Source organism: Streptomyces sp. NPDC024632, from assembly GCF_055559175.1.
Genome location: NZ_JBVHLD010000024.1, coordinates 49,036 through 73,636, shown reverse-complemented (window position 1 = coordinate 73,636; position 24,601 = coordinate 49,036). Strand labels below are relative to the sequence as shown.

The following is a 24,601-nucleotide window of genomic DNA, read 5'->3' as shown; positions in this document are numbered from 1 at the left end:
GACGCGGTCCCGCCCGGCGTCGAGGCGCTGGCGCACCGAGCACCGAGGCGCTCACGCGCAGGCGGCGTCCTTGTCCTTGCCCGCCGCGCCCCGCGCGAGCTCCAGGGAGAGCGCGAGCCCCGTACCGTCGGTGCGCGCGCCGGTCAGCCGTACGCCGTCGGGCAGGTCGGGGAGGGCCACGGTGCGCGGGCCCAGGCGCCCGGCCAGATCGCCGCCGCCGGGCAGCGACGCCAGATCGGCGACGGCGACGTCCCGGCCGAGCACGCGGACGGTGGTCGGGGTGACCGTGAGACCGCCCTTCCCGGTCGTGACCCGGGTGTGCACGGTGATCGGCAGGCGCAGACCGCCGATGCTGCCGGTGAGTACGAGCCCGCCGCCGTCGCCGCCCACGGCCAGCCCCGCGACCTTGCCGTCCCGCGCGGCCAGCCGCTTCTGCAACTCGGCGTAGGCGATGGTCGCGGTCGCCGTGCCGCCGCTGGTCGTGCCGTCGGTCGACACGTCGTGCAGGTCGACCGCCACATTCACCTCGGTGTCGCCCCTGCGCACACCGTCGGCGGCGATGTGCGCGCTGCCGAGATTCCCCGTGAGCACCCGGAGCCCGGCGAAGGCGCTGGTCAGCTCGGCGGTCACCGGCCCCGTAGGCTTCAGGCGGCAGGCCACCGCCTCGGCGATACGGCCGCGCGCGGTGTGCTCGACGGCCAGGTCGACGGCGGTCGCGGCGCCGGCGAGCAGCGCGGCCACGACGGCCGTGACGACGAGCCGCCTGCGGCGCGGCGCCGACCGCCGGCCGGCGCCGGATTCCCCGCCGGGCTCCGCGCCGGACGCGCTGGCCGCCGCCGTACGGCCGGGCGGACGTGCCGACGCGCGGTCGGGCGTGGCGGTACGACGTGCCGGGCGGGGCTTCACGATGCGCGGTGTCCGATCCGATGGTGCGGGGGCGGCGGGTGCGGGTGCGGGTGCGGGTGCGGGTGCGGGGCGGGCGGCGGCCGGGCCGGACCCGTGGCCGATCCACCGTGCCGCGCCTGCCGGTCGGCGGCTCCGCCGGACTCAGCCTACGGGCCCGCCCGAATCGTCGGCGCCGCCTGCCGGGCCGTCCCGAGCGCGCCCGCGGTCATGACCCGCCCGCCGTACCCGTCCCGCGCCCCGCCGCGCCCGGGGACACGCCTCATGCCTCCTCCCGGCCCGCGCTCACCCGGCGCCGCACCTGCAACAGGTAGTCCTTGCGGTTCAGCGGGTCGAGGTCGGTCCGGGGCCGCTCCGGCACCGCGCCGACCACCGGCTCGTAGTGGTCGAAGGCCGACTCCAGGACGCCCTCGCCGTGCGTGAGCGTCGGCAACGACTGCTCCAGTTCATGCACCCGCGCGGCCGGGACCACGCCTTCCAGGACGTACGAGTCGCCCTGCGGCTCGGGTGCGCGCGGTACGGCGCGCAGCCGGGACAGGACGGGCAGCAGCGCGCCGAAGGTGTCGGCGGGGATGTCGAGCCGGAAGAGGTGCATCGGCTCGTGCACCCTGGTCCCGGCCCCGCGCAGCGCGTCCATCAGCACCAGCGGCGTCAGATCGCGGAAGTCGCCCGACGTACTGGACATGCTCTTGTCGAACACGGCATGCGCGTGGCTCTGCCGGGGCGAGTAGCCGGAGTGCGTCATCGTCACGACGCAGTCGATCACCTCCCAGCCGTGGACGCCCTGGCGCAGCGTCTCGCGCACGGTCTCCTCGACGGCCTTGAAGAACGAGTAGGGCATGGAGCCGAGTTCGACCCCGAGGCGGAACGCCACCCCTGACCCCGGCGGCGCGGGCTCGACGCGCAGCCCGACCGTCGCGAGGAACGGATTGGCGTCCTTCTTGTTGAACTCGACGGCCTCCCCGGAGCCCACCACGCGCTCGACGCAGATCGTCGTGGTCTCGCGGAAGGTGACATCGACCCCGAACTCGTCGGCCAGCGTGGCCTGGACGACCTCCTTCTGCACCTCGCCGTAGAGCGAGACCGAGATCTCCTGCCGCACTCCGTCCAGCCGCAGATTGATCAGCGGGTCCTGCTCGGCGAGTTGGGCGAGCGCCCCATGCAGCGTCCCCCTGTCGGCCGCGCGGGTGGGGACGACCACCGTCTCCAGCGTCGGCGGCGAGAAGTGCCGGCCGTCCGGGGGAGCGGCGCCCGGATCGCCGACCGTGTCACCGATCCTGATGTCGGCCAGGCCCTTGAGCAGCGCGATCCGCCCGGCCGAGACGGACGCGGCGGGCACGGCGGCGCCCCGCTCGAAGACGCTGATGCCGGTGACCTTGGCCTCGCCGGCCGACCCGGCCCCTTCGGCACCGTTGTCCCCGTGGCCCTTCTCGCTGCCCACCGCGGAGTCCGGGCCGAACGGCAGCCGGTCCCGTGTGCGTACCGTCCCGGAGAACAGCCGTACGTACGCGGTCCGTTCACCGGTCGGGCCGCGCTCGATCTTGAACACCCGCCCCGAGACCGGGCCGTGGGCGTCACCGGCCGCCGCGGGCAGCAGTTCGGTGAGACCGGCCGTCAGCGCGGCGACGCCCGCGCCGGTGATCGCGGAACCGAAGAAGACCGGATGCACCTGTCCGCGCGCGGTCTGCGCCGCCAACTCGGCGCGCACCCGGCCGTACTCGACCGCGGACTCGTCGGCCACGTAGTCGGCGAGGAGCGCGTCGTCGTGCTCGGCGAGCAGGCCGGCCAGACCGGCGACGAAGTCCGGGTCGGCGGCGGTGAACGGGACGCTGCGCGCGCCCCGGGTGCCGGATTGCTCAACCCGGCCCATCGGGAAGGCCGTTGGCGCGAGCTTGCCCCGGACGCTCCGCAGCACTTCGTCGCAGCGGGCGCCGCGGCGGTCGGTCTTGTTGACGAAGATCAGGACGGGGATGCGCAGTCGTCGCAGCGTCCGCATCAGGACGCGGGTCTGCGCCTGCACGCCCTCGACCGCGGAGATCACCAGCACCGCGCCGTCGAGCACGCTCAGCACGCGCTCCACCTCGGCGATGAAGTCCGGGTGGCCGGGGGTGTCGATGAGATTGACGGTGACGTCGTCGACCTCGAAGGAGACGACGGCCGATTTGATGGTGATGCCGCGTCGGCGCTCCAGCGCCAGGGTGTCGGTCCGCGTGCTGCCGTCGTCGACGCTGCCGACCTCGTCGATGACTCCGGCGGCGAACAGCAGCCGCTCGGTCAGGCTGGTCTTACCGGCGTCGACGTGCGCCAGGATGCCGAGGTTCAACGTACGCAAGAAGCTTCAAGTCCTCTAGATCGGTGGGAGTTGCCGTCTGGGTGGGGACTGAAGTTCCGCGCATGATCATCTCCTGGGTACGGTCGGCCGGTCCGGTCGTACGGGGGCCGTTGGACTGTCGTCGGGAGTACAGCAGAGCCGTACGCGACGGACAACCGGTTTTGTCCGCGTACGAGGGCGTCCGCGCCTCGGCCTTCGCCGTTTCTTCACGTACGGGTGGGGCTCAGGAGTCTCGATCACACCTCCGTTGTCAGTATCATCAGCGGGACGACTTTGGATGCAATTGCATCTGGAATTGCATCCGCAGTTGCGGTCGCGGGCATGCTTGTGACTGCGAGCGATCGAGTACAACTCACAGAGGAGTGGTGCCGGATGAAGCGGTTCGACAACGGAGTGCGGGCGGACGAGATCCCGGGTGTCGAGTGGGTCAAGAGCGGGCGGAGCAATCAGAGCGGCAACTGCGTCGAGGCGGCCAAACTGCCTGATGGCGGCGTTGCGTTCCGCAACTCCCGTGACCCGCACGGTCCCGCGCTCGTCTACACGCGCGACGAGATGGTCGCCTTCATCGGTGGCGCCAAGGACGGGGACTTCGACTTCCTCACCGCGTGAGGCGGTTACGCTCAGGCGCGTCCGTCTGAGTGAATGACGACAAGAACAGTTGACGGCTGAGCGCGACGGCGTGAAGTCGGGAATTCGTGACTCCGGTAGGGGCGCGACAGCGCGCCTCGCAGTGCAATACTGGCGTGCGTCCAGTTTCTACCGGGAGCCCGCATGTCCGCTCAGCCGCAACTCGTATCACCGCTGCAACTGCTGGAGCGCCGCCCGGACATGGGCGCCAAGGCGTTGGCACGTGTGCTCGGCAACTATCTGCGTGCCCTGCGCGAGGCCGCCGGGGTCAGCCCGGCACAGGCCGGAGAGCGTATCCGTGGCCACGCCTCGAAGATCAGCCGCATGGAGACGGCGCACGTCTCCCTCAAGTTAAGGGACGTCGACGACCTCCTCGCGCTCTACGGCGTCGCGGAGCAGGAACGGGCGGAGATCGCCTTCCTGGTCCAGCGCTCGGCCAAGCCCGAATGGTGGCAGCCGTACGGCGAGGTCGTTCCCGACTGGCTCCAGGGCCTGATCGGTCTGGAGCGCGACGCCCACGTGATCCGTACGTACGAGACGCAGTTCGTGCCCGGCCTGCTCCAGACACCCTCGTACGCGCAGGCGGTCGTGCGCAGCGGCCACCGGCTCGCCTCGCCCGAAGAGGTCGAGCGGCGCGTGGAGTTGCGGCTGGAACGCCAGCGCAGGATGGCGGAGCCCGGCGCTCCCGTGCTGTGGGCCCTGATCGACGAGGGCGTGCTGCACCGCCCGGTCGGCGGCCCCGCGGTGATGCGCGAGCAGTTGGAGTATCTGCTGGTGGTGCTGCGCCAGCCCGGTGTGCGGCTCCAGATCGCCTCCTGGTCGGCGAGCGCGGCGGCGACGCCCGGTTCCGCGGTCACATATCTGCGGTTCGCCCAGGGCTTCCTGCCCGACGTGGTCTATCTGGAGCACATGACGAGCGCGATGTACCTGGACCGGCTGGAAGAGCTGGACAAGTACCGTGCCGCGCTGGATGAGTTGAGCGCGCTGGCGGCGACGCCGGTGGAGAGCCGCGTGCTGCTGGAAGAGGCGCTGAAGCGCTACAAGTAGAGCGGCCCCCGAGAACGACGCCGGCCCGCATCCCCCTCGCCGGGGGTGCGGGCCGAAGCTCTGCCGTGGGCGTTGCTACACGCGGGCCACGCCGCCGTACTCGATCCATTCCTTGCTGGGCTGCTTGAGGCCGAGGTCGCTGTCGGGGCGCCAGGTGGAGACCTCCACCAGGCCCGGCTCGATGATCTCGTAGCCTTCGAGGAAACCGGCGAGGTCGCTGGGCTTGCGCACCTCACCCCAGTGGCCGCCGGTGGACTGGTCCATGAACTCGGTGACGAAGCGGCGGGTCTCGGGGTCGTCGCTGACGAGCTGACAGACCACCAGGAAGCTTCCCTTGGGCAGCTTTTCGGCGACGCGCCGGACGACGCCCGCGGGGTCGTCGGTGTCGCGGATGCAGTGCAGCACCGACACGAAGAGCGCGGCGACCGGCTCGTTGAGGTCTATCAGCCGCGTCAGTTCTTCGTGCTGCCAGATGCTCTCGGTGTCGCGGAAGTCCGCCTGGATCACCGAGGTGTTCTCGTTCTGCTGGAGCAGCGCGCGGCCGTGGGCGAGCACGATCGGGTCGTTGTCGACGTACACCACGCGGGCGTCGGGGTTGATGCGCTGCACGATCTCGTGCACATTGTCCTGCGTCGGCAGACCGGAGCCGTGGTCCACGAACTGCTTGATGCCGTAGTCCTCCGCGAGCCTGCGCACCACCCGGCGCAGGAACTGACGGTTGTTCAGGGCCAGGATCTTCATGCTGGGGACCTGGAGGAGTAATTGCTCCGTGGCCTCGCGGTCGGCCGGGTAGTTGTCCTTCCCGTCCAGCAAGTAGTCGTACATGCGTGCCACAGCGGGCACCGTCACATCTATCTTGTCGGAAAGCGGTGCGTCCCGGTGCTCCATCGGGCCCCTCACGGTGGTTCGTTGATCGAAAGCTGCGGTGACGACTTCCATCCTAGGGAGACGTGATCGTCCGGTCGAGAGCGCAGACCAGGAGGTTGTGCCGGACGCGCGGCCCGGCTCCGGTCCGGCCGTCTTCGGGCCCGGCCCGGTTCCGGGGCCGCGCCGGTCCTAGCCCGCGGTCTCGGTGTCCTCGGCATCCACGGTGTTCCCGGTGGGCAGCGGCGGCTCGGCCTCCATCCGCTCGACCTCCTCGTCCGTCATCAGCCGGGAGCGCAGGAGGAAGCGGACGCCCTCGGGGGCCTCAAGCGAGAAGCCGCTGCCGCGGCCGGGCACGACGTCCACGGTGAGGTGGGTGTGGCTCCAGTACGCGTACTGGCTCGCGCTCATCCAGAACGGGGTGTCCCCGGCGACCCGGCCGAGCAGGACGTCCGCGCCGCCCACCCGGAACTCACCGCGCGGGTAGCACATCGGTGAGCTGCCGTCGCAGCAGCCGCCGGACTGATGGAACATCAGGGGGCCGTGCTGCCGGGCCAGTTGGTCGACCATCGCTTCGGCGGCCGGGGTCATTTCGACGCGCCCCACGGGACGTCCGGGCGAGGCGGGGCCGGGCAAGGCCGTGTTGGACCGTGCGGTATCGGACCTGGTGGCGTCCATCACGGGGCTCCCATCCGCCGACCGCCGGATGCGTCGGCGTTCTCGTACCAGCCTCCCGCCCGCGACGGCTTTCGTCCAGGGACGGGACCGCGCCCGGCGTCGGGCGTCAGACGGGCTGGTGGTGGGCGAGGAGCGCGTGCGGGTCCCCGGCGCCGTGGACGTGGGCGTGGGCACCGGCCGGTGCGTGGTCGATGTGGACGGTCGCGGCCCGCAGCCGCGGCACGGCGTGCAGCAGCGCGTGCTCGGCCCGCACGGCGACGGCGTGCGCCGCGACGACGCTGATGCCGGGGTCGACCACGACCGCGGCCTCGGCCCGCAGCGCGTGCCCGATCCACCGCATCCTGACCGGCCCGACCCCCTCCACCCCCGGCACCGCGCCGAGCGCCCGCTCGGCCCGGTCGACCAGCTCGGGGTCGACGGCGTCCATCAGCCGCCGGAACACCCCGCGCGCCGCGTCCCGCAGCACCGCCAGGATCGCCACGGTGATCAGCAGCCCCGCGACCGGGTCCGCGAGGCGCCACCCCAGGGCCGTACCGGCGGCGCCCAGCAGGACCGCGAGGGAGGCGAAGCCGTCGGTACGGGCGTGCAGGCCGTCGGCGACCAGGGCCGCGGAGCCGATGTCGCGCCCGACGCGGATCCGGTATCCGGCCACCCACTCGTTGCCCACGCATCCGGCCAGCGCCGCACCGGACACCGCCCACAGGTGGGTGACCGTACGCGGATCGAGCAGCCGGTCCACCGCCGTCCAGGCCGCGAAGGCGCTCGACGCGGCGATGGCCAGCAGGACGGCGACCCCGGCCAGATCCTCGGCCCGCCCGTAGCCGTACGTATAGCGGCGGTTGGCGGCCCGGCGCCCGAGGACGAAGGCGATGCCCAACGGCACCGCCGTCAGCGCGTCCGCCGCATTGTGCACGGTGTCGCCCAGCAGCGCCACCGACCCGGACACCGCGACGATCAGCGCCTGGACGAGCGCGGTCGCGCCCAGCACCGCGAGCGACACCCACAGCGCCCGCATCCCGCGCGCCGACGACTCCAGCGCCGCGTCCACGCTGTCCGCCGCCTCGTGCGAATGGGGCCGCAGGAGATGTCCGAGCCGGTGCCGCAGCCGCGATCCGGGGCGCGTACGACCGCCCGTCGCGTGTGCGTGGCCGTGCGCCCGGTCAGGGCCGTGGCCGTGGTCGTGGTCGTCGGCATGGTCGTGGTCGTGTGGGTGACCGGCGCCGTGCGCCTCGCCGTGGGTGTGCTCAGTCCCCGCCATGTCGGACACCGTGGCACACCGAACCCCTTGCGGCCACTCCCGAAATACCACCTGTGACCAGCTGCGATGCCCTCGCAACAGCCCCGGCTGGGCGACAGGGGCCGCTCACAGGCTCAGCCGGTACGGAATCGTGCACACCACGACGTCGGTACGGGCTCTGAGCGCGGAGGCCAGCAGCAGGCCCCGCTGATTCTGGAGGATCTGGTAGCGCCGGTGGCGCGGCACCACCTCGGGGATGAGGACGGAGACGTGCTGCCCCTTGGCCACCTCGCGCTCGACGTAGGAGACGATCGGCTGCACCAGCGAACGGTGCGGGCTCTCCACGATGTCCAGCCGTACGCCCGGATTCCAGCGGTCCCAACTCTCCCGCAGGGCGCGGGCCTTGTCGGGGTCGCCCTGCACGGCGACGGCGACGACGGCGGTGCCGAGGTTGAGGGCCGCCGTCAGCGCCTGCTGGGTGAGCCTGCTGACCTCGCCGACCGGCACGATCACCAGGGACACGGTGCGCTGGACCGGCGCCGGGACCTCACCGAGCCCCAACTCCTTCCCGACCTCGGTGTAGTAGCGCTGGATACGGGCGAACAGCAGCATTAGCAGCGGCACGGTGACCACCACCACCCAGGCCCCGGCGAGGAATTTGTCGGCCAGCAGGACGACGGCGGCGATCGCCGTCAGCACCGCGCCGAAGCCGTTGAGCGTCGCGCGCTGGCGCCAGCCGCGGGGACGCTCCCCGCGCCAGTGCCGAACGAGGCCGATCTGGCTGATGGTGAAGCCGATGAACACGCCGATCGCGAACAGCGGCAGCATGCGGTGGGTGTCGGCGTCCACGGCGATCAGCAGCAGCGCGGCGAGCAGCGCGAGGGCGCCCACCCCCCAGCGGTACACCGGGCGCTCCGTGCGCAGACCGAACAGGTGGGGCAGCCGGTGGTCGCGGGCCAGCAGGCTCATCAGGACCGGCAGCCCGCCGAAGCTGGTGTTGGCGGCCAGCGCCAGTGCCAGGGTGACGACGAGATTCGTCGCGTCGTACGGCCAGCCGGTCCCGAACGAGCCCGCGGTGAGCTGCGCCAGGACGGTCACGTCGCCGCGCGGCGCCACATGGTCGCGGCGGATCAGCACCGCGAGCCCGACCAGCATCAGGGCGAGCAGGCCGCCCAGCATCAGCTCGGTGCGCTGCGCCCGCCTGACCCGCGGGTCGCGGAATGCGGGCACCCCGTTGGCGATGGCCTCCACGCCGGTCAGCGAGGAGCAGCCGGCCGAGAACGCCTTCAGGAGCAGCAGCAGCCCCAACGACTCGGTGATGTGGACGGGTTGGGGAGTGCCGACGACGGCCACGGGGTGCGAGCGCACCAGGCCGAAGACGATGATCCCGAGGACGCTCGCGATGAACAGCGCCGTCGGCAGCATCAGCACCCGGGCGCTCTCGGCCACACCCCGCAGATTCACGGCCGTGAGCACGGCGAGCCCGAGCAGACACACCGGCAGCAGATGCGGCGCGAGGGAGGGGTAGGAGGAGGCGAGGCTCGCGGCGCCCGCGGCGAGGCTGACGGCGACGGTGAGCACGTAGTCGACGACGAGGCTCGCGGCGGCGAGCAGACTGATGCCCTGTCCCAGGTCCTTCTTCGCCACCGCGTACGCGCCGCCGCCGTCCGGGTGCACGGCGATGACCTGCCCGTACGAGACCACCAGCACCGCGAGCAGCCCGGCGATCACCAGCGTCACCGGCAGTGTCGCGCTGAGCGCCCCGGAACCGGCGGCGATCAGGACCAGCACGATCGCCTCGGGGCCGTACGCGACCGAGCTGAGCGCGTCCAGCGACAGTGCCGCCAGCCCTTCGATGCTGGTCAGGTGCTGCTTGTCCCCCTCGCCCGGCCGCAGGGGGACTCTCGGCCGCAGTTCGCGGCGGGCCAGACCGAAGGTCATCGGTACCTCGGGGTGCAGGGGACGACACGCGGGGACGCGTCATGCCCAGTCTGACGGACCGTCACCGGAGGACGGCTGAGGCGCGGCCGTGGACCCCCGCCCGGCCGTGGACCCCCGCGCGGCCGTCGCACCCCGGCCGGGTGTCGCCTCCCCTGCCGGGTGTCGCTCGCTCCCGTGCGGCCCGTCAGTCGTGCGGCGGCGGGGGTCAGCGCTCCATCATGCGCATCTGGGCCTCGTTGTGGGTGTCTCCCGCGGCCGGGGGGAGGCTGCTGAGCCTGTCGAGCTGTTCCGTGCTGAGCCGGACGGCGTCGGCGGCGGAATTCTCCTCGACGCGGGTGACGCGCCGGGTGCCGGGGATGGGAGCGATGTCGTCGCCCTGGGCCAGCAGCCAGGCCAGCGCGACCTGCGCCGGGGTGGCGTCGATCTCGGCGCCGACGGCGGCGACCTCGTCGGCCAGCCGCAGATTGTGCTGGAAGTTCTCCTTCGTGAACCGGGGGTTGTCAGCCCGGAAGTCGTCGGCGTCGAACTGGTCGGTGGAGCGGATCGCGCCGGTCAGGAAGCCGCGCCCGAGGGGTGAGAAGGGCACGAAGCCGATGTTCAGCTCGCGCAGCACCGGCAGCACGCGCGCCTCGGGGTCGCGGGTGAACAGGGAGTACTCCGACTGGACGGCCGTGACCGGGTGGACGGCGTGGGCGCGGCGGATGGTCTCCGGGCCGGCCTCGGACAGGCCGATGTGCCGGATCTTGCCCTCGGCGACCAGTTCGGCGAGCGCCCCGACGGTGTCCTCGATCGGGGTGCCGGGGTCGACCCGGTGCTGGTAGTACAGGTCGATGCGGTCGGTGCCCAGCCGGGTCAGCGAGCCCTCGACGGAGGCGCGGATGTTCGCGGGAGTGCTGTCCGCGCCTTGGCGGCCGGTGTGCGAGATCAGCCCGAACTTCGTGGCCAGCACGACCTCGTCGCGGCGGCCCCTCAGCGCGCGGCCGACGAGCGTTTCGTTGGTGTAGGGGCCGTAGACCTCGGCGGTGTCGATGAACGTGACGCCCAGTTCCAGGGCGCGGTGCAGTGTACGGATCGACTCCGTGTCGTCGGTTCCCGCGCCGGTGTAGGCGTGGGACATGCCCATCGCGCCCAGGCCGATCCGGGCAACGTCCAGGTCACGCAGGGTGATGTGCTTCATCGCTTCTTCTCTCCTGGCGGACGGCGGCGATCTTGTCCTGTCCGGCCAAGCCTGCCTCTTCCCGCCCGCCGACGACAGGCCGGGACAGGCGGAGGGCCGACAGCGGGGGTGTGACAGGGCCCCTGTCCGCCGTCCGGCCATCGCGGCGGCCGGGCGTCGGAGAGGGGCCGAGGTTCGGGTCAGGGCCGTTTGAAGGCTTCGGGGCCGCCCGCGCCGCAGGGGGCCAGACGGACGCCGGTGCCGTTGTCGACCTCGCTCAGGCACAGGGCCGCGTGAGCGGAGTAGACGGTGCTGCCGCGCAGCGAGAACTTCTGCGCGACGTTGCCGCTGCAATTCGCGACCTGGACGACCGTGCCGGGGGCGGTCCCGCCCCAGGCGGCGTCCATGCACAGGTCGTTGGCGCGGATGGTCCCGTCGGGGCTGATGTGCCACCGCTGGACGAGGCTGTCGTCGCACGCCGCGAGCGCCAGCGGGGTGCCGTCCGTACCCGCGCCCGCGGTGAGGCACGTGCCGGTCGCCGCGTTCTTCAGCGGAGCCCCCGGCGGCTTCGGCGCGTTGGCCGCCGACGCCGGTCCCGAGGCCGGCGCGGACGCGGGCGGTTCGGACGCGGGCGGCGCCGAGCCCGGCGCGGCACCGGACGGCGAGGCCGCCGACGGCGACGGACCGGCCGTGGTCGGCGCGGGCGCCGTCGTGGTGTCGGAGGCGTGCGCGACCGTGGTCGAGGGCGAGGAGGAGCCGTGCAGCGCGAGCCCGAGCCCGACCCCCGCGAGGCAGAGCACGGCGACCGACGCGACGACGACCCGGCCCCGGGTGACGACGGGTTTGGTCCGCGGGCCGGGCTCGGCGGGCCTCCCGGCCGTGCGGCCGACGGGAATGTCGTCGCCTTCCCGGGGCGGGGGCAACTCCGCGTCCGGGTCGAGCCGGTGCGCGACCCGCTCGTCCAGCAGCCCGGTGTCCACGACGCCGGCCGAGTCGATGGTGAAGCGCCAGCGGGGCTGATCGGTGCGGCCGACGACGACGACCGTCCACCGGCCGTCCGGGTCGTCGGCCAGCCGCTGGAAGCGTTCGCGGTCCCGGCCGCCGGGCGAGCCGCCCAGCAGCAGCACCCCGCCCGCCTCGTCCTCCAGCGCCGCGTCGGTGTCGGCCGGGTCCTGCGGCTCGGCCGGCGCCCCCGCGCCGGGGACCGGTTTGAAGCCGACGCGGACCACGCGCACCTCGCGGGACCAGGGGCTGGCGGCCAGTTCGCGGGCCCAGTCGTGGGCCAGGGCCCGCGCCTGCCGGGCGTCGCCCTCCAGACCGATGAGCCCGCCGACCTCGCCGAGGTTGAGCAGCACGAAGCCCTTGCCGGTGTTGCCGAGCGGGACCAGCCGCGGATACGGCTCCGGCAGCGACTCCGCCACGCTCGCGCTCTGGAGCCAGCGCAACTGGGCGTGCCAGGTCCGCCCATCCTGGTCCGCGGTCCACCCGGCCGGTGGCCGCTGATCGGGCGTCCTGAGGTGGAACCAGACGGTCTCGGGCCCGACGACCACCACATGGGCCACCGGAACGGCACGGTTCTCGCGGTCGCAGGCGGTGGCCAGGACGCGGATGACCCGGTCCACGGTCCACAGACCGTGATCGGCACGCGGCGCCGAACCCGGTCGCTGCCCGGACCTTCGCGACCGGCGCAGCCGGGCGCTCCAGTCGGTGCGGCGAGGAAGGCGATCGGCGGATCGGGACGGGGGTGTCACCTGTGTCTCCTTCACTCACGTCTTCACTCGCGTCCGCCCACGCCGTCAGCACGTTCACTCACGTCGTCACAGGGACGGTCGCGCCGCGCCCGCGGTGTGCCGCGCACGCTGTGTCCTGTGAACGGTGGTAGCCCGCCACGGGGGTGTCAACGCCGGGCGCGGGGCGGCGGCGCCCCCTTGGGCCCAGGGGCCCAAGGTCGCCCGCGAGCCCTGGACCAGGCATCGGAGCCGTTCCTAGCATCGACCGCGTCCGGGCCCGGCGTGCCGCCGCGTACCGGCAAGCCCGGCAACGTCAGAAGGGACGCACGATGACGAATCTGAACATCACGTATCAGGAGATGTCGGACAGCGCGAGCAAGATGCGCAACAACAAGGCCGACATCGACCAGAAGCTCACCGAGTGCAAGAACATCGTCGACAACCTCACCGGCTCGGGGTTCGTCACCGACCAGGCGTCCGGCAGGTTCGACGAGGTGCACACCGAATTCGTCACGTCGGCCAACCAGGCCATGGAGACGCTGGACCAGTTGTCGCAGTGGCTCGACAAGGCCGTGGACGCGATGCAGGACATGGACACCCAGCTCGCCAGCTCGCTCAACCAGAAGTAGCGGGCCGCGGCCGGTCCACCGGCGCCGCCCGCACCCCGCGCCGGGCGTGCGGGCGTCCGATCCACGAGGGGGGAACCATGCCCATGATGATCACCATCGCCCGATCCCCCGACTGGTCGGCCGACGTCGCGGTGGACGCCGATCCCACCACCCCGCTCCGCGATGTCGTCAAGAATCTGCTGGACAGTCTCGACGGGTCGCGGCCCCCGGCGCTCGGTGGCCCGGCGGAGGCGGCGGTCTACCTCGCCGACCAGCCGCTCGACCTCTCGCTGCCCCTGGCCGGCAGCGGCATCCACGACGGCACCGTGCTCTGGCTCGACCGGCCCGGACCCGCGGAGACCCCGCCCGTCGGCCTGGTGACCGTCCGGGCCGTCGCGGGCGCGGGCGCGGGACGGATCTGGTTCCTCGGCGCGGGCGAGTACCGCGTCGGATCGGGCGCCGACTGCCAGGTCGACGTGGGCGGCGGGCCGCCGGTGGCCGCCGTCGTCCGGATCTCCCTCGACGCCTCGGTACGGGTGCGCGCCGTCGGGCACTCCGCGCTGCTCGACCGCGTCGCCCTGCCCGACCACGACGTGACCTGGCCCGAGACGGCCCAACTCCTGGTCGGCGAGACCTTCCTGGAGGCGCACCCCCTGCTGCGCCCCGACGCGGTCGTCGAGCCCTCGCCCGACGGCGAGTACCTCGACTACAACCGCCCTCCCCGGCTGCTTCCTCCCGTGCAGCACACCGTGTTCCGGCTGCCGTCCCAGCCCAGGCCGCCCTCCCTGAACGCGCTGCCGTGGCTGACCGCGGCCCTGCCCGCCGTCCTCGGCAGCCTCATCGCGGTGATGTTCCACAACCCGATGTTCCTGATGATGGCGGCGATGTCGCCGGTCATGATGCTCGGGAGCTGGTTCACCGGACGGCGGCAGGGCCGGATCAGCCACCGCCGCCAAGTGGCCGAGTACGGAGCCCAGTTGGAGGCGACCGAGGCCGAGATCGCGACGGCGCTCGAACAGGAGCGCCGCGACCGCCGCGCCGCGAGCCCCGACCCCGCCGAGCTGCTCGTCATCGCCACCGGCCCGCGGTCCCGGCTCTGGGAACGCCGCCGCACCGACCCCGACCACCTGCTGGTCAGGGTGGGCATCGCCGACCTGCCCACGGCCATCGCCGTCGAGCAGGGCGACGGCACGCGGCGCGGCCGGGACCTGCGCGCGGCCCCCGACGTACCGGCCGCCTTCTCCATCGCGGAGGCCGGAGTCGTCGGCGTCGTGGGACCCGAGGGCTGGCCGCGGCACATGGCGCGCTGGCTGACCGGACAGCTCGCCGTCCTCCAGAGCCCCCGCGACGTGCAGTTGTACATCCTGACCGACCCGGCGGGCGAGTCGCTGTGGGAGTGGGCCGCCTGGCTGCCGCACTCCCGGCCGCTGCTGGGCCAGCAGGCCCTGTCCCTGATGGGCGCCGACGCCGAGACCCTCGGCCGCCGGGTCGCGGAACTGAGCGAACTCATCCACGTACGCCAGCAGGCCCGGCTCAACGCCGGGGTCGGCGCCGCTTTCGCGGACCCCGACGTCGTCGTGCTGATGGACGGCGCCCGGCGGCTGCGGGCGCTGCCCGGAGTGGTGGCGATCCTCCAGGAAGGCCCCGCGGTCGGCGTCTACAGCATCTGCGTGGACGCCGACGAGCGGACACTGCCCGAGGAGTGCGCGACCGTCGTCATCGGCGGCGGCTCGCGGCCGGCCACCCTGCGCAGACAGCGCGCCGCGCAGGTCGACGGCATCGTCTCCGACGAGGTCCCGGAGAGCTGGTACGCCTCGGCCGGACGCAGACTGGCGCCGCTGCGCGACGTCAGCGAGAACCAGGGCGACGCCGCCCTGCCCGCCTCCGCGCGGCTGCTGGAGATCCTGGGCCTCGAAGAGCCGACCCCCGCGGCGATCGCCGCCCGCTGGCGTTCCTCCGGCCGTGGCACCAAGGCCGTCGTCGGCTACTCGCTCAACGGGCCGTTCGCCCTGGACCTGGTCAACCACGGCCCGCACGGACTCGTGGCGGGCACCACGGGCTCGGGCAAGTCCGAGTTCCTGCAGAGCCTGGTGGCCTCGCTGGCCGTCGCCAACCGCCCGGACGCCATGACCTTCGTCCTGGTCGACTACAAGGGCGGCGCCGCGTTCAAGGACTGCGTCGACCTGCCCCACACCGTCGGCCTGGTGACCGACCTCGACCCGCACCTCGTCGAGCGGGCCCTGACCTCGCTGAGCGCCGAACTCACCCACCGCGAGCACCAGTTGGCGGCGGCGGGCGCCAAGGACCTGGAGGACTACCTCGATTACGCGGGCCGCAGGCCGGAACTGCCCCCCATTCCCCGACTGGTCATCGTCATCGACGAGTTCGCCTCGATGGCGCGTGAACTGCCCGACTTCGTCACCGGCCTGGTCAACATCGCCCAGCGCGGGCGCTCCCTCGGCATCCACCTGATCCTGGCGACGCAGCGCCCGTCCGGCGTGGTGTCGGCGGAGATCCGCGCCAACACCAACCTGCGGGTCGCCCTGCGGGTGACCGACGCGGGGGAGAGCACCGACGTCATCGACGCCCGGGAGGCCGCGGCCATCACGACGGCCACGCCCGGACGGGCGTACGCGCGGCTCGGGCACAGCTCGCTGATCCCGTTCCAGACCGGCCGGGTCGGGGGCCGCCGTCCCATGGCCGACAGGACCGCCGCGACGGCCGCGCCCTTCCTGCGCCCGGTCTCCTGGCTCGACCTCGGCCTGCCCGCGCCCCAGCGCCCGCGCACCGTCGCCGAGACCGACGAGGTGACCGACCTGTCCGTCCTGGTGTCGGCCATCGGCCAGGCCAACGCCATGCTGGGCATCGCCGCGCAGCGCCGCCCGTGGCTGCCGCCGCTGCCGCTGTCCGCGGTGGTCGACCTGACGGCCGACCCGGTCCGCGGCTCCCGGCAGGACCCGTCCTTCTCGTGGGCCATCCAGGACCTGCCGATGCGGCAGCGCCAGGAGACGGTGACGGTGGACCTGGCCACCTTCGGCCACCTGCACATCGTCGGCGCGCCCCGCTCGGGCCGCTCCATGGCGCTGCGCACCTTCGCCGCCGCGGCGGCCAGCCAGTCCACCGTCGCCGACCTGCACCTGTACGGGCTCGACTGCGGCAACGGCGCCCTGCTGCCGCTCACCCGGCTGCCGCACTGCGGCGCGGTGGTGCAGCGCTCGGAGACCGACCGCGCCGCCCGGCTGCTCAGGCGGCTGCACGCCGAGGTGCAGAACCGTCAACGACTCCTCGGCGAGGGCGGGTTCGCCGATGTGACCGAGCAGCGCGCGGCCCGGCCCGAGGCCGAACGGCTGCCGCACATCGTGCTGCTGCTCGACCGCTGGGAGGGGTTCATGGGCACCCTCAGCGAGTACGACAGCGGGTCGCTGACCAATCTGATCCAGACCCTGCACCGGGAAGGCGCGAGCGCCGGGGTGCACCTGGTCATCGCGGGCGACCACATGCTGCTGAGCGGCCGGATGAGTTCGCTGTGCGACGACAAGCTGGTGCTGCGGCTCTCCGACCGCAGCGACATGGGCCTGGCGGGGCTGAACTCGCGGAAGATCCCGGAGAATCTGCCGCCGGGCCGCGGCTACCGCGCGCCCAGCGCGATCGAGACCCAGGTCGGGCTGGTGGCGGACGACCCGGCGGGCCCCGCGCAGGCCGCCGCCGTGCACGCGCTGGCGGCCCGGCTCACCGAGCGCGAGGCCGGAGTCCCCAAATCGGCCCGCCCCAACCGGATCGCGGTGCTGCCCACCCAGCTCTCCTTCGACCAGGCGTGGGAGATGGTGGAGGAGACGCCGAAGCCCATGTGGGCCCTGGTGGGCGTCGCGGGCGACGACCTCGAACCCGTCGGCGCCGACCTGATGGGCGATCAGCCGACCTTCCTGGTCGCGGGACCGTCCAGGTCGGGGCGGAGCACCGCGCTGACCGTCATGACCGAGTCGCTGCTGCGCGGCGGCGTCGAGATCGTCATCGGCGCACCCATGAACTCACCGCTGCGGGCCTTCGAGGGCAGGACCGGGGTGCGCGGTGTCATCACCGCGGACGCCCCCACCGAGCAGCAGTTCTCCGATCTGCTGAACCCCGGTGACGGGCCCGTCGTCCTCGTGGTCGACGACGCCGAGACCTGGCGCGACCTGCCGTGCCGCGACTGGCTGAAGGCGTTCGTGAAGAAGGCGTCGGGAAGCAGGCGGGGCGTGGTCCTCGGCGGGGACGTCGCCTCGGTGGCGATGGGCTTCTCCGGCTGGCAGTCCGAGGTCAAGCGCAACCGGCGCGGCGTCCTGCTGTCGCCGCCCACCTTGAACGACGGCGACCTGGTGGGGGTGCGGCTGTCCCGCTCCCAGCTCGCCGCCAGGGTCGTACCGGGCTCCGCCCTGGTGCACCTGGGCAGCGGCAGCCTGCTGCCCGCCCAGATCCCGCTGCCGCCGACCGTCGGCGAGCCCGCACGCGACAACTCCGCACACGACAACAGGGAGCAGTGATGGCGGACCTTGTGGTGAAGGACCTCCAGAGCCTCGCGAGCGACCTCAGCGAGCTGATCGGTCAGTTCGAGGGAGCGCTGGACTTCCAGAACGACGACAAGGGCCTGTGGGGTCAGCTCAACGCCAACCTGTCGATGGGCGACTTCGCCGACAACTGGACCGTGCACCGTGACGCGATGGTCAAGTCCATGAAGAGCCTGCGCGACAAGGTCAACAAGGTCGACGAGGCGTGGGCGCAGGCGGACCAGCAGTTGCTGGACTCGTTCGAGGACGGCTGAGCCGATGACTGGGTCCACGGCTGGTTCCACGGCGGGGCCCGCGACTGGGTCCAGGGCCGGGCCCACGGCTGGGTTTACGGCTGAGCGCCAGGACGGCTGACGAGCGTTACAAGGAGAACCGCATGTCCATCAGAAACCTCGACTGGTCGCCACTGGACCGGCACTCGGACCCGATCCACACCGACCTCGACGTGGTGAGCGGCGCGCAGACGCGCTACCAGCACATCGCCGACACCATCGACGACGCGATCACCAAGCTCCAGCGGATCGTCGACACCGACAGCGACAGCCTGGCGGGCCAGTACGTGGAGGGCCTGAGGTCCGAGGCGACCAGCGTCAAGGGCAGCCTCACCAAGGCCGCGGTGCGCTACCACGACGTCGCCGCGGAGATCAAGAAGTACGAGCCCGACCTCGAACAGGGGCTGAACGAGACGGCCGCCGCGCGCACCGACGCCGAAGAGGCCAAGAACGACCAGACCAAGGCGCACGCCATGCCCGACCCGCAGAAGCAGCCGGACGGCACCACCACCCCCGAGGAGCAGCAGAAGGGCTCCGACAAGGACAAGGCGAACGCCGACGCGGACGGGAAGCTGGCGGCGGCCAAGACGCGGCTGACCAACGCGATGGACGCGCTGAACGTCGCGGGCAAGCGCTTCGGCGACGCGGTCAACTGCAAGAAGTACGACGACGGCCTGACCGACTCCTGGAAGGACAAGCTCGACGCCGTCATGGCCAAGATCAGCCAGATCTTCGCCATCATCGGCATGATCCTCGGAGTCCTCGCGATCCTCATCCCCGGCGTGAACGCGCTGATCATCGCCGGAGTGGTGGCAGGCGCGATCACCCTGGTCGCCAACATCGTGCTGTACGCGCACGGCAAGGGCAGCCTGGTCGACGTGATCCTCGGGGCGGTCGGTCTCGGCCTCGCGGGCATCGGCGCCATCGCCTCGCTGGCCGCCAAGGGCCTGGCCAACGCGGCCAAGACGCTCGGCCAGCTGGCCGGCCGGCCCCGCCCGGTGACGACCAACCCCCCGCAACTGCACTGGGGCCCGGGCGCGCCGATCGAGCTGACCCCGATGGGGCCCGCGGCGGGCGCGGGCACCCGCACCGGGCCGAGCGTGATCGGCGGGGTGAACACCGTGCCCGGCGACTTCGTCATGCCGATCAACCCGGCCACCGGCTGGACGAACATGTCGGACTGGTTCAACAACCCCGCCACCAACTGGCTGTTGGGCAAATTCGGGGCCATCACCCCCGAATTGGGCTTCTGGGAGTCGGCGGGACTTCAGTTCAAGGGCGCCGGCGCGATGTGGGGAAAGCTGTTCACCGATCCGCTGAACTTCGCCAAGGACTGGGCGGGTGTCATCGGCGGTCTGAGCGGCTTCCGCGACCTGTCGGCCGTCATGGCGGCCATCGGCGGCAAGATCTCCCCGCTCTGGTACGTCTGGGGCGGCCTCAACGGCGCCTTCGGCATGGGCGGTCTGATCTACACCGGCGGACGCCTGGTCGGCTGGATTCCCGCGGTCAACCCGCCCGGTGTGGCCGCCTCATGACCAGGGGAGACGACATGAGCGACGACCTGGCCGCGCCGGACGGACTGCCCTGGCACTGGGAATGGGTGCCCGACGTCCGGCCGGACGACGAGGAGTACGCGGCCTGGACCGCGCACATCGTGGCGCTGTTCGCCGACTGGACGTCCGAGGGCCTGGACGCGGCGCGGCTGGCCTGGCCCGCCGAGGCGGGCGTCGAATTCCCCTTCACGTCCGACATGGTGGGGCAGGGCGCCGCCGCATGGCTGCTGCACCGGGCGGGCCAACTGCCCGCGTGGTCCCGGCTCGCCTGGGGCGCGGCGTTCGTGCAGGGCAGCGCGCGCTGGGCGCCGGTCCCGGTGGTGGTGGAATTCCGCCGCCCCCGGGAGGAGGACCCCAACTACCTGATGGAGGTCGTCGGTGCCTCCGGCCGCGACGGCGACGCCCGGCAGCCGACGATCGACTACGTGACGACCCCGATCGGCGACGGAGTGCAGGTCTTCGCCCTCGGACGGACCCCGGAGGGCGCGGCGTTCGGACGCGCCGAAGCCGCGATGCGCCTGGACGTGCCGCCGGTCGGCGGCGCCGCGAGCGTCAGCTCCGACGTCGTCCTGACCACGGTCGTCTTCGAGATGGGGCTGATGGCGCTGATCAGCGCGGGCGTGGAGCAGTTGATGCAGCAGATCGCCCACGACTGCGCGCCCCCGGCCGACGGGGGCCCGGCCAGGCTCGGGTTCGCCACCACCACCGAGGGGAGCCAGCGGTGATCGACTTCGAACTCGTCCTGCCCGACGGCTGGGTGCAGATTCCGACCACGCCCGACACGACCGCGCTGCGCCGCAGGACCGTCGACGCGGTGATCCGCCACCATGTGCCGGACTCGCTGCCGCGCGACTCGGCGGGCCCGTGGCGGCGGATGCTGCGCAGGGAGCTGACGGAGGCGACGGAGGAGGCCGCGCGGCAGAACGCCCGCTCGGTGCTGCTCCCGCTCCAGGAGTTCAGCGGCGTCCGGCTGCCCGGATCGATGCTGGTGACGGTCCTGGAGAGCCAGGACGAGACCGAGGACCCGGAGAAGCTGCTGGCCTCCCTCCTCGCCGACGCCGGGGCCGACGGCACCTATCTGGAGATCGGCGGAGCCCCGGCGGTACGGGTCGCCTCGGTGGTGGACAGCAGCCGGGTCGGCCGCAAGGCGCCGTCCTGGCGGGTCTCGTACTACGTCTCGAACCCCGACGCGCCCGGCACCTGGGGGCTGCTGACCTTCACCGTGCTGACCGACGGCGACATCGACGCGGAACCCGTACAGGCCGTCGTGCTGCTCTTCGACATGATCGTCACGACTCTGCGCTGGGCGAACCGCGTCGACGTCCCCACCCAGGACGAGGTGCTGGCCCAACTGGCCGAGATGGACCGGCCCGCACCGGATCAGCAGCCGACCGGCTCGTCGGCCTCCGCGCGGAGCGAGCCGTCGGCCGACGCCTCCGGCGCGTGAACCGAACGCGAAGAAAGTATGAAGCGGCCCCGGCCACGCTGGTCGTATGACAGTCGTCGCCACTTCCGCGCCGATCAGCCCGACCCGGGTGCGGATCGCCATCGTGAGCCCGGACATCCTCGCCCAGATCCGCCAGGTCTTCGCCCGTAAGAATCTCGACGTGGAATTCCTGCGGATGCCCTACGTCGAGGTCGCCGTCGCCCCCGCCGCCGCGCCCGCGGTCCCTCAGGTTGGGCAGGACCCGCGCCGGCTGTGCGCGGAGTACCGGCTGAGCGCGGTCGCGGTGGAGAGCCTGCCGCCTGCGGGGCAACCGGCCCTGGAGGTACGGCCGCACGCGCCCGCGGCCCCCGAGGACACCGCCCCCGAGGACCCGGCCCCGGCCCTGTCCCGCCGTCAGCACGAAGTGATGGCCCTGGTCTCCCGAGGCGCGCGCAACGCCGAGATCGCCGCGCGCCTGCACGTGAGCGAGAAGACTGTGAAGAACCACATCAACCGGATCTTCAGGTCGCTGGGTGCCGAGAGCCGGGTCGAGGCGGTGCTGATCTGGCAGCGGGGACAGCGCGGACCGTGGGACGGTACCGACCGGCGCGCGGTCCTGGCTGCTCGGCCGGAGCTTCCTGCGGTCCCGCGTCCAGAGCGCGCAGGAACTCCGTGACGTCGCCGACCTCCTCCGCGCCCAGCTCCCTCAGGCGCGACAGCGCCCGGTCCGCGAGGGCGCGGGCGGAGTCCGGTTCCGCCCTGGCCCGCTTCACCTTGGCGAGACCGAACAGCGTCAGCGCCTCGTGGTAGTGGTCGCCGCTCGACTCGCACAGCGTCAACGCCTCCTGGAAGTACCGCAGCGCCTTCTCGTCGTGGGCGAGCCCGTACTCGGCGCCGCCCAGATTGATCAGGATGTTGGCCTCCAGCAGGACGTTCCCGCAGCGCCGTGACACCGCGAGGCCGAAGGTGCCGTACCAGAGCGAGTCCTCGAACTCGCCCAGCTCGGCGTGGAGTTCGCACAGCACGTCCAGGCAGCCCGCCTCGTAGTACTCGTGGCCGCTGTGGCGGGCCAGGTCCAGGGCCTGACTGGCGTAGGACAGCGCGGCCCGGTACTCCTTGGCCTCACGGAGCGTGGACGCCAGATTCCCCAGCAGGCTGGTGCGCAGGACGTCGTCGCCCAGGTCCTCCAACAGCCGCAGACCGCGCCGCTGTTCGTGCACCGCGGCCTCGTTGTCCCCCAACCGGGAGTAGGCCACGCCCAGATGGTTGAGCAGCACCGCCTGGGCCCGCCGGTCCTCGACCATCTCGGTGCTGCGCACCCCGAGCCGCAGCACCTCGACCCAGTCCTTGGTCTGCCCGGCCGCGTAGAAGTAGTCGAAGAGCAGATAGGCCAACTGCCACGCCTCGTCGTGGCAGCCGATGCGCTGCGCGGTGCGCAGGAGCGGGGAGATGTTGTCCCACTCCTGCACGCACCAGGTCACCAACTCCTTCTGGTCCGCGAAGCGCAGCGGCGCGTGCGGGGCCACCGGGTCGAGGGTGAAGGGGAGTTTGACCGCGTTGGACTTGTAGTCCTGCGTGAGGGTCCGCACATACCAGTGCAGCACCCTGCGCAGCGCCCCCTTGCGGGACTCGGCGCTCTCGCCGTCGCCGGAGACCTCCTCGGCGTAGATACGGGTCAGGTCGTGCATCCAGTAGCCGTTGCCGGTGGTCTCCATCAGGTGCTGCGCGGCGAGATTGCGCAGCGCGGCGGCGGCCACCGGCGCCGGGACGTCCAGCAGCGCGGTGGCCGCCTCCGCGCGGATGCTCACCCCGGGGAACAGCCCCAGTGTGCGGAAGGCGTGCGCCGCCCGCGCGTCCAGCCGGGCGTAGGACCAGGAGAGCACGCCGCGCACCGAGTACAGCTCGTCGTCCGGGATCTGGAGCGCGTCGAGCCGGTACCGCACGTCCTCCAACTCGGCCGCCAGGTCGGCGATCCGCACCTGGGACGAACCGGAGGTCACCTGCTCCGAGGCGATCCGCAGGGCCAGCGGCAGGCGGTCGCACAGCTCGGCCAGCCGCCGGGCCGCGGGCAGTTCGGCGCCGACCCGCGCGTCCCCGATCGAGGTGCGCAGCATGCTCAGCGACTCGTCGGCGGTGAGCGGGGAGAGCGTCTCGCGGTGCGCCGAGTACCGCACCGCGAGGCCGCTGAGCCGGTTGCGGCTGGTCACGACGACGAAGGAGGGGCCGTCGCCCGGCAGCAGGTCCTCGACCTGGTCGGCCGACTCGGCGTTGTCCAGCACGATGAGCATGCGCTTGTCCCGGACGATGCTGCGCCACAGCGCGACCCGCTCCTCCTGGTCGGTCGGGACCGTCCCCGCGTGCGAGGAGGCGAGTAGGTGGTGCAGGGCGTCGGCGGGGGAGCGGGCCGGGCGCTTGGGGTCGAAGCCGCGCAGGTTCACATACAACTGGCCGTCCGGGTACGCGTCGGCCAGCAGGTGGGCGCACCGCACCGCCAGCGCGGTCTTGCCCACGCCCCCGACCCCGACGACCATCACGATCCGCGGCGGCGCGGCCTCGCCCCCGCCGTCGGGCGCGGCGTCCCGCGCCGCGTCCAGCACCCGGCGCACCGCGTCCTCCCGGCCGATGAAGTCGGCGACCTCGCGCGGCAGTTGCGCGGGGCGCACCGGGGCCGCGGCGGCAGCGGGGGCGGCGGGCGCGGTGTCCGCACCGGCGCTGTCGGCCAGCAACGACGCGTACAGCGCCCGCAGTTCGGCCGACGGGTCGATGCCCAGATCCTCGGCGAGGAGCTTGCGCAGATCGTGATAGCGGGCGAGCGCGTCGGCGGTCCTGCCGCTGCGGCTCAGGGCCGTGATCAGCAGGGCGCGCAGGCGCTCGTCGTAGGGATGGTCGGCCACGTGGAGCGCCAACCGGTCGGCCGCGGCGGCGGGTTGGGCCAGTTCCAGGAGCAGTTCGGCGTGCTCCACCACCAGCCGTAACCGAAGGTCGGCCGCCCAGGCGCGGTGCTCCGCGCCGAACGGTCCCGGCAGACCGCCGAGCGCCGTGCCCGAGCGCCACAGGGCCAGCGCCTCCTCGAAGACGGTGACCGCGGCGGCCGGTTCCCGCCCGGCGGCCAGGGACCTGGCCCGCGCCGCCAGCCGCCCGGCCACCGTGACGTCGAGGCCGTCGGGGTCGAGCAGCAGCGAGTAACCCGCCGCCGAACTCGTCAGCGGCTCACCGAGACCGTCCAGCGCCCGGCGCAGACCGGACACGTAGGTGTGCAGGCTGCCGACGGCCGTGGTCGGGGGCGACTCGCCCCACACCCCGTCGATCAGACGGTCGCGCGAGACGACCGCGTTGCCGCTCAGCGCGAGGACGGCGAAGACCGCGCGCTGCTTCGGCGGGCCGAGAGCGAGTTCCCGTCCCGCCGCGTACGCGCGCAGCGGCCCGAGCGTCTCAACCCTCAGACGACCGTTGTCCATCACGGAACTCCCAGGAGGCGGTGCCCCGGCCCCGCACGGCACGCGCGCGGTTCCACGACTGCGATTCACGTCGTGGTTTCCTCCGCGTCGCATCGTCGCAACCGCACTATAGGCCGCGCCAACACCGTCCGACAGCCCGCACTCCGGCAGCACTGACGCCCCAGGCGTCCCACCGGGCGCGCCGGTGCGCGGGCCGCGGCGGACGCGCGCCCGGCGGTGGCCGAA

At 72.7% G+C, this 24,601-nt stretch carries 17 protein-coding genes and 1 pseudogene; 9 read left to right on the top strand and 9 right to left on the bottom strand.

Annotated elements, in window-relative coordinates:
* Positions 1–51: 51 nt before the first annotated feature.
* Both ACZ37P_RS35250 and ACZ37P_RS35245 read right to left on the bottom strand, forming a co-directional pair.
* Positions 52–906, bottom strand: a complete 855-nt coding sequence (locus ACZ37P_RS35250; protein ID WP_467350518.1) for an LmeA family phospholipid-binding protein — start codon at positions 904–906, stop codon at positions 52–54.
* Positions 907–1,165: 259 nt separating this feature from the next.
* Positions 1,166–3,235 (bottom strand): GTP-binding protein, encoded by a 2,070-nt coding sequence (locus ACZ37P_RS35245; RefSeq protein WP_467350516.1) that lies wholly within the window; start codon positions 3,233–3,235, stop codon positions 1,166–1,168.
* Positions 3,236–3,607: 372 nt separating this feature from the next.
* On the opposite strand from ACZ37P_RS35245, the gene ACZ37P_RS35240 reads away from it, so the two are divergent.
* On the top strand, positions 3,608–3,844 hold the full coding sequence (locus tag ACZ37P_RS35240) for a DUF397 domain-containing protein (RefSeq protein ID WP_467350514.1): 237 nt from the start codon (positions 3,608–3,610) through the stop codon (positions 3,842–3,844).
* Positions 3,845–4,006: 162 nt separating this feature from the next.
* On the top strand, positions 4,007–4,909 hold the full coding sequence (locus ACZ37P_RS35235; protein ID WP_355335562.1) for a helix-turn-helix domain-containing protein: 903 nt from the start codon (positions 4,007–4,009) through the stop codon (positions 4,907–4,909).
* Positions 4,910–4,984: 75 nt separating this feature from the next.
* Here the strand turns inward: ACZ37P_RS35235 and ACZ37P_RS35230 are convergent, their stop codons facing one another.
* From ACZ37P_RS35230 to ACZ37P_RS35205, 6 genes are all read right to left on the bottom strand, one after another.
* Positions 4,985–5,797, bottom strand: a complete 813-nt coding sequence (locus ACZ37P_RS35230) for an SAM-dependent methyltransferase (RefSeq protein ID WP_355335559.1) — start codon at positions 5,795–5,797, stop codon at positions 4,985–4,987.
* Positions 5,798–5,965: 168 nt separating this feature from the next.
* Positions 5,966–6,364 (bottom strand): DUF779 domain-containing protein, encoded by a 399-nt coding sequence (locus ACZ37P_RS35225; protein ID WP_467350565.1) that lies wholly within the window; start codon positions 6,362–6,364, stop codon positions 5,966–5,968.
* A 193-nt stretch (positions 6,365–6,557) separates the two neighbouring features.
* Positions 6,558–7,709: a cation diffusion facilitator family transporter gene (locus ACZ37P_RS35220; RefSeq protein WP_467350512.1), complete on the bottom strand. Its 1,152-nt coding sequence runs from the start codon at positions 7,707–7,709 to the stop codon at positions 6,558–6,560.
* 105 nt (positions 7,710–7,814) lie between these two features.
* Positions 7,815–9,629 carry an APC family permease gene (locus tag ACZ37P_RS35215; protein WP_467350510.1) on the bottom strand — a complete coding sequence of 605 codons (1,815 nt, stop codon included), beginning with the start codon at positions 9,627–9,629 and terminating at the stop codon, positions 7,815–7,817.
* A gap of 205 nt (positions 9,630–9,834) precedes the next feature.
* Positions 9,835–10,806, bottom strand: a complete 972-nt coding sequence (locus tag ACZ37P_RS35210; RefSeq protein WP_467350508.1) for an aldo/keto reductase — start codon at positions 10,804–10,806, stop codon at positions 9,835–9,837.
* A gap of 179 nt (positions 10,807–10,985) precedes the next feature.
* Entirely contained in the window at positions 10,986–12,407 is a 1,422-nt protein-coding gene (locus ACZ37P_RS35205) for a ricin-type beta-trefoil lectin domain protein (RefSeq protein ID WP_467350506.1), read from the bottom strand.
* A gap of 437 nt (positions 12,408–12,844) precedes the next feature.
* Here ACZ37P_RS35205 and ACZ37P_RS35200 point away from each other — a divergent pair, with 437 nt between their 5' ends.
* The 7 genes and pseudogenes from ACZ37P_RS35200 to ACZ37P_RS35170 form a co-directional block, all read left to right on the top strand.
* Positions 12,845–13,144 (top strand): WXG100 family type VII secretion target, encoded by a 300-nt coding sequence (locus ACZ37P_RS35200; protein ID WP_188285763.1) that lies wholly within the window; start codon positions 12,845–12,847, stop codon positions 13,142–13,144.
* Positions 13,145–13,221: 77 nt separating this feature from the next.
* A complete protein-coding gene (locus ACZ37P_RS35195; protein WP_467350504.1) occupies positions 13,222–17,643 on the top strand; it encodes an FtsK/SpoIIIE domain-containing protein in 4,422 nt (1,473 codons plus the stop codon).
* A complete protein-coding gene (locus ACZ37P_RS35190; RefSeq protein ID WP_355335544.1) occupies positions 17,643–17,921 on the top strand; it encodes a hypothetical protein in 279 nt (92 codons plus the stop codon). The genes ACZ37P_RS35195 and ACZ37P_RS35190 overlap by 1 nt, the downstream gene beginning before the upstream one ends.
* A gap of 122 nt (positions 17,922–18,043) precedes the next feature.
* Positions 18,044–19,474 carry a DUF308 domain-containing protein gene (locus ACZ37P_RS35185; protein WP_467350502.1) on the top strand — a complete coding sequence of 477 codons (1,431 nt, stop codon included), beginning with the start codon at positions 18,044–18,046 and terminating at the stop codon, positions 19,472–19,474.
* A 14-nt stretch (positions 19,475–19,488) separates the two neighbouring features.
* On the top strand, positions 19,489–20,217 hold the full coding sequence (locus ACZ37P_RS35180; RefSeq protein ID WP_401719906.1) for a hypothetical protein: 729 nt from the start codon (positions 19,489–19,491) through the stop codon (positions 20,215–20,217).
* Positions 20,214–20,939, top strand: coding sequence for a hypothetical protein (locus ACZ37P_RS35175; protein ID WP_401307989.1), 726 nt, complete (start codon positions 20,214–20,216; stop codon positions 20,937–20,939). Before ACZ37P_RS35180 ends, ACZ37P_RS35175 begins: the two co-directional genes overlap by 4 nt.
* Positions 20,940–20,985: 46 nt before the next feature.
* Positions 20,986–21,420: pseudogene (locus ACZ37P_RS35170) on the top strand (helix-turn-helix transcriptional regulator); the annotation flags it as partial.
* 19 nt (positions 21,421–21,439) lie between these two features.
* Here ACZ37P_RS35170 and ACZ37P_RS35165 read toward each other — a convergent pair.
* Entirely contained in the window at positions 21,440–24,376 is a 2,937-nt protein-coding gene (locus tag ACZ37P_RS35165; protein WP_467350501.1) for an AfsR/SARP family transcriptional regulator, read from the bottom strand.
* Between the last annotated feature and the right edge of the window lie 225 nt (positions 24,377–24,601).

Coding starts and splice junctions, on each gene's coding strand:
- ACZ37P_RS35240 (WP_467350514.1), top strand. CDS start 3,608: ATGAAGCGGTTCGACAACGGAGTGCGGGCGGACGAGATCCCGGGTGTC.
- ACZ37P_RS35235 (WP_355335562.1), top strand. CDS start 4,007: ATGTCCGCTCAGCCGCAACTCGTATCACCGCTGCAACTGCTGGAGCGC.
- ACZ37P_RS35230 (WP_355335559.1), bottom strand. CDS start 5,797: ATGGAGCACCGGGACGCACCGCTTTCCGACAAGATAGATGTGACGGTG.
- ACZ37P_RS35225 (WP_467350565.1), bottom strand. CDS start 6,364: ATGACCCCGGCCGCCGAAGCGATGGTCGACCAACTGGCCCGGCAGCAC.
- ACZ37P_RS35220 (WP_467350512.1), bottom strand. CDS start 7,709: ATGGCGGGGACTGAGCACACCCACGGCGAGGCGCACGGCGCCGGTCAC.
- ACZ37P_RS35215 (WP_467350510.1), bottom strand. CDS start 9,629: ATGACCTTCGGTCTGGCCCGCCGCGAACTGCGGCCGAGAGTCCCCCTG.
- ACZ37P_RS35210 (WP_467350508.1), bottom strand. CDS start 10,806: ATGAAGCACATCACCCTGCGTGACCTGGACGTTGCCCGGATCGGCCTG.
- ACZ37P_RS35200 (WP_188285763.1), top strand. CDS start 12,845: ATGACGAATCTGAACATCACGTATCAGGAGATGTCGGACAGCGCGAGC.
- ACZ37P_RS35195 (WP_467350504.1), top strand. CDS start 13,222: ATGCCCATGATGATCACCATCGCCCGATCCCCCGACTGGTCGGCCGAC.
- ACZ37P_RS35190 (WP_355335544.1), top strand. CDS start 17,643: ATGGCGGACCTTGTGGTGAAGGACCTCCAGAGCCTCGCGAGCGACCTC.
- ACZ37P_RS35185 (WP_467350502.1), top strand. CDS start 18,044: ATGTCCATCAGAAACCTCGACTGGTCGCCACTGGACCGGCACTCGGAC.
- ACZ37P_RS35180 (WP_401719906.1), top strand. CDS start 19,489: ATGAGCGACGACCTGGCCGCGCCGGACGGACTGCCCTGGCACTGGGAA.
- ACZ37P_RS35165 (WP_467350501.1), bottom strand. CDS start 24,376: ATGGACAACGGTCGTCTGAGGGTTGAGACGCTCGGGCCGCTGCGCGCG.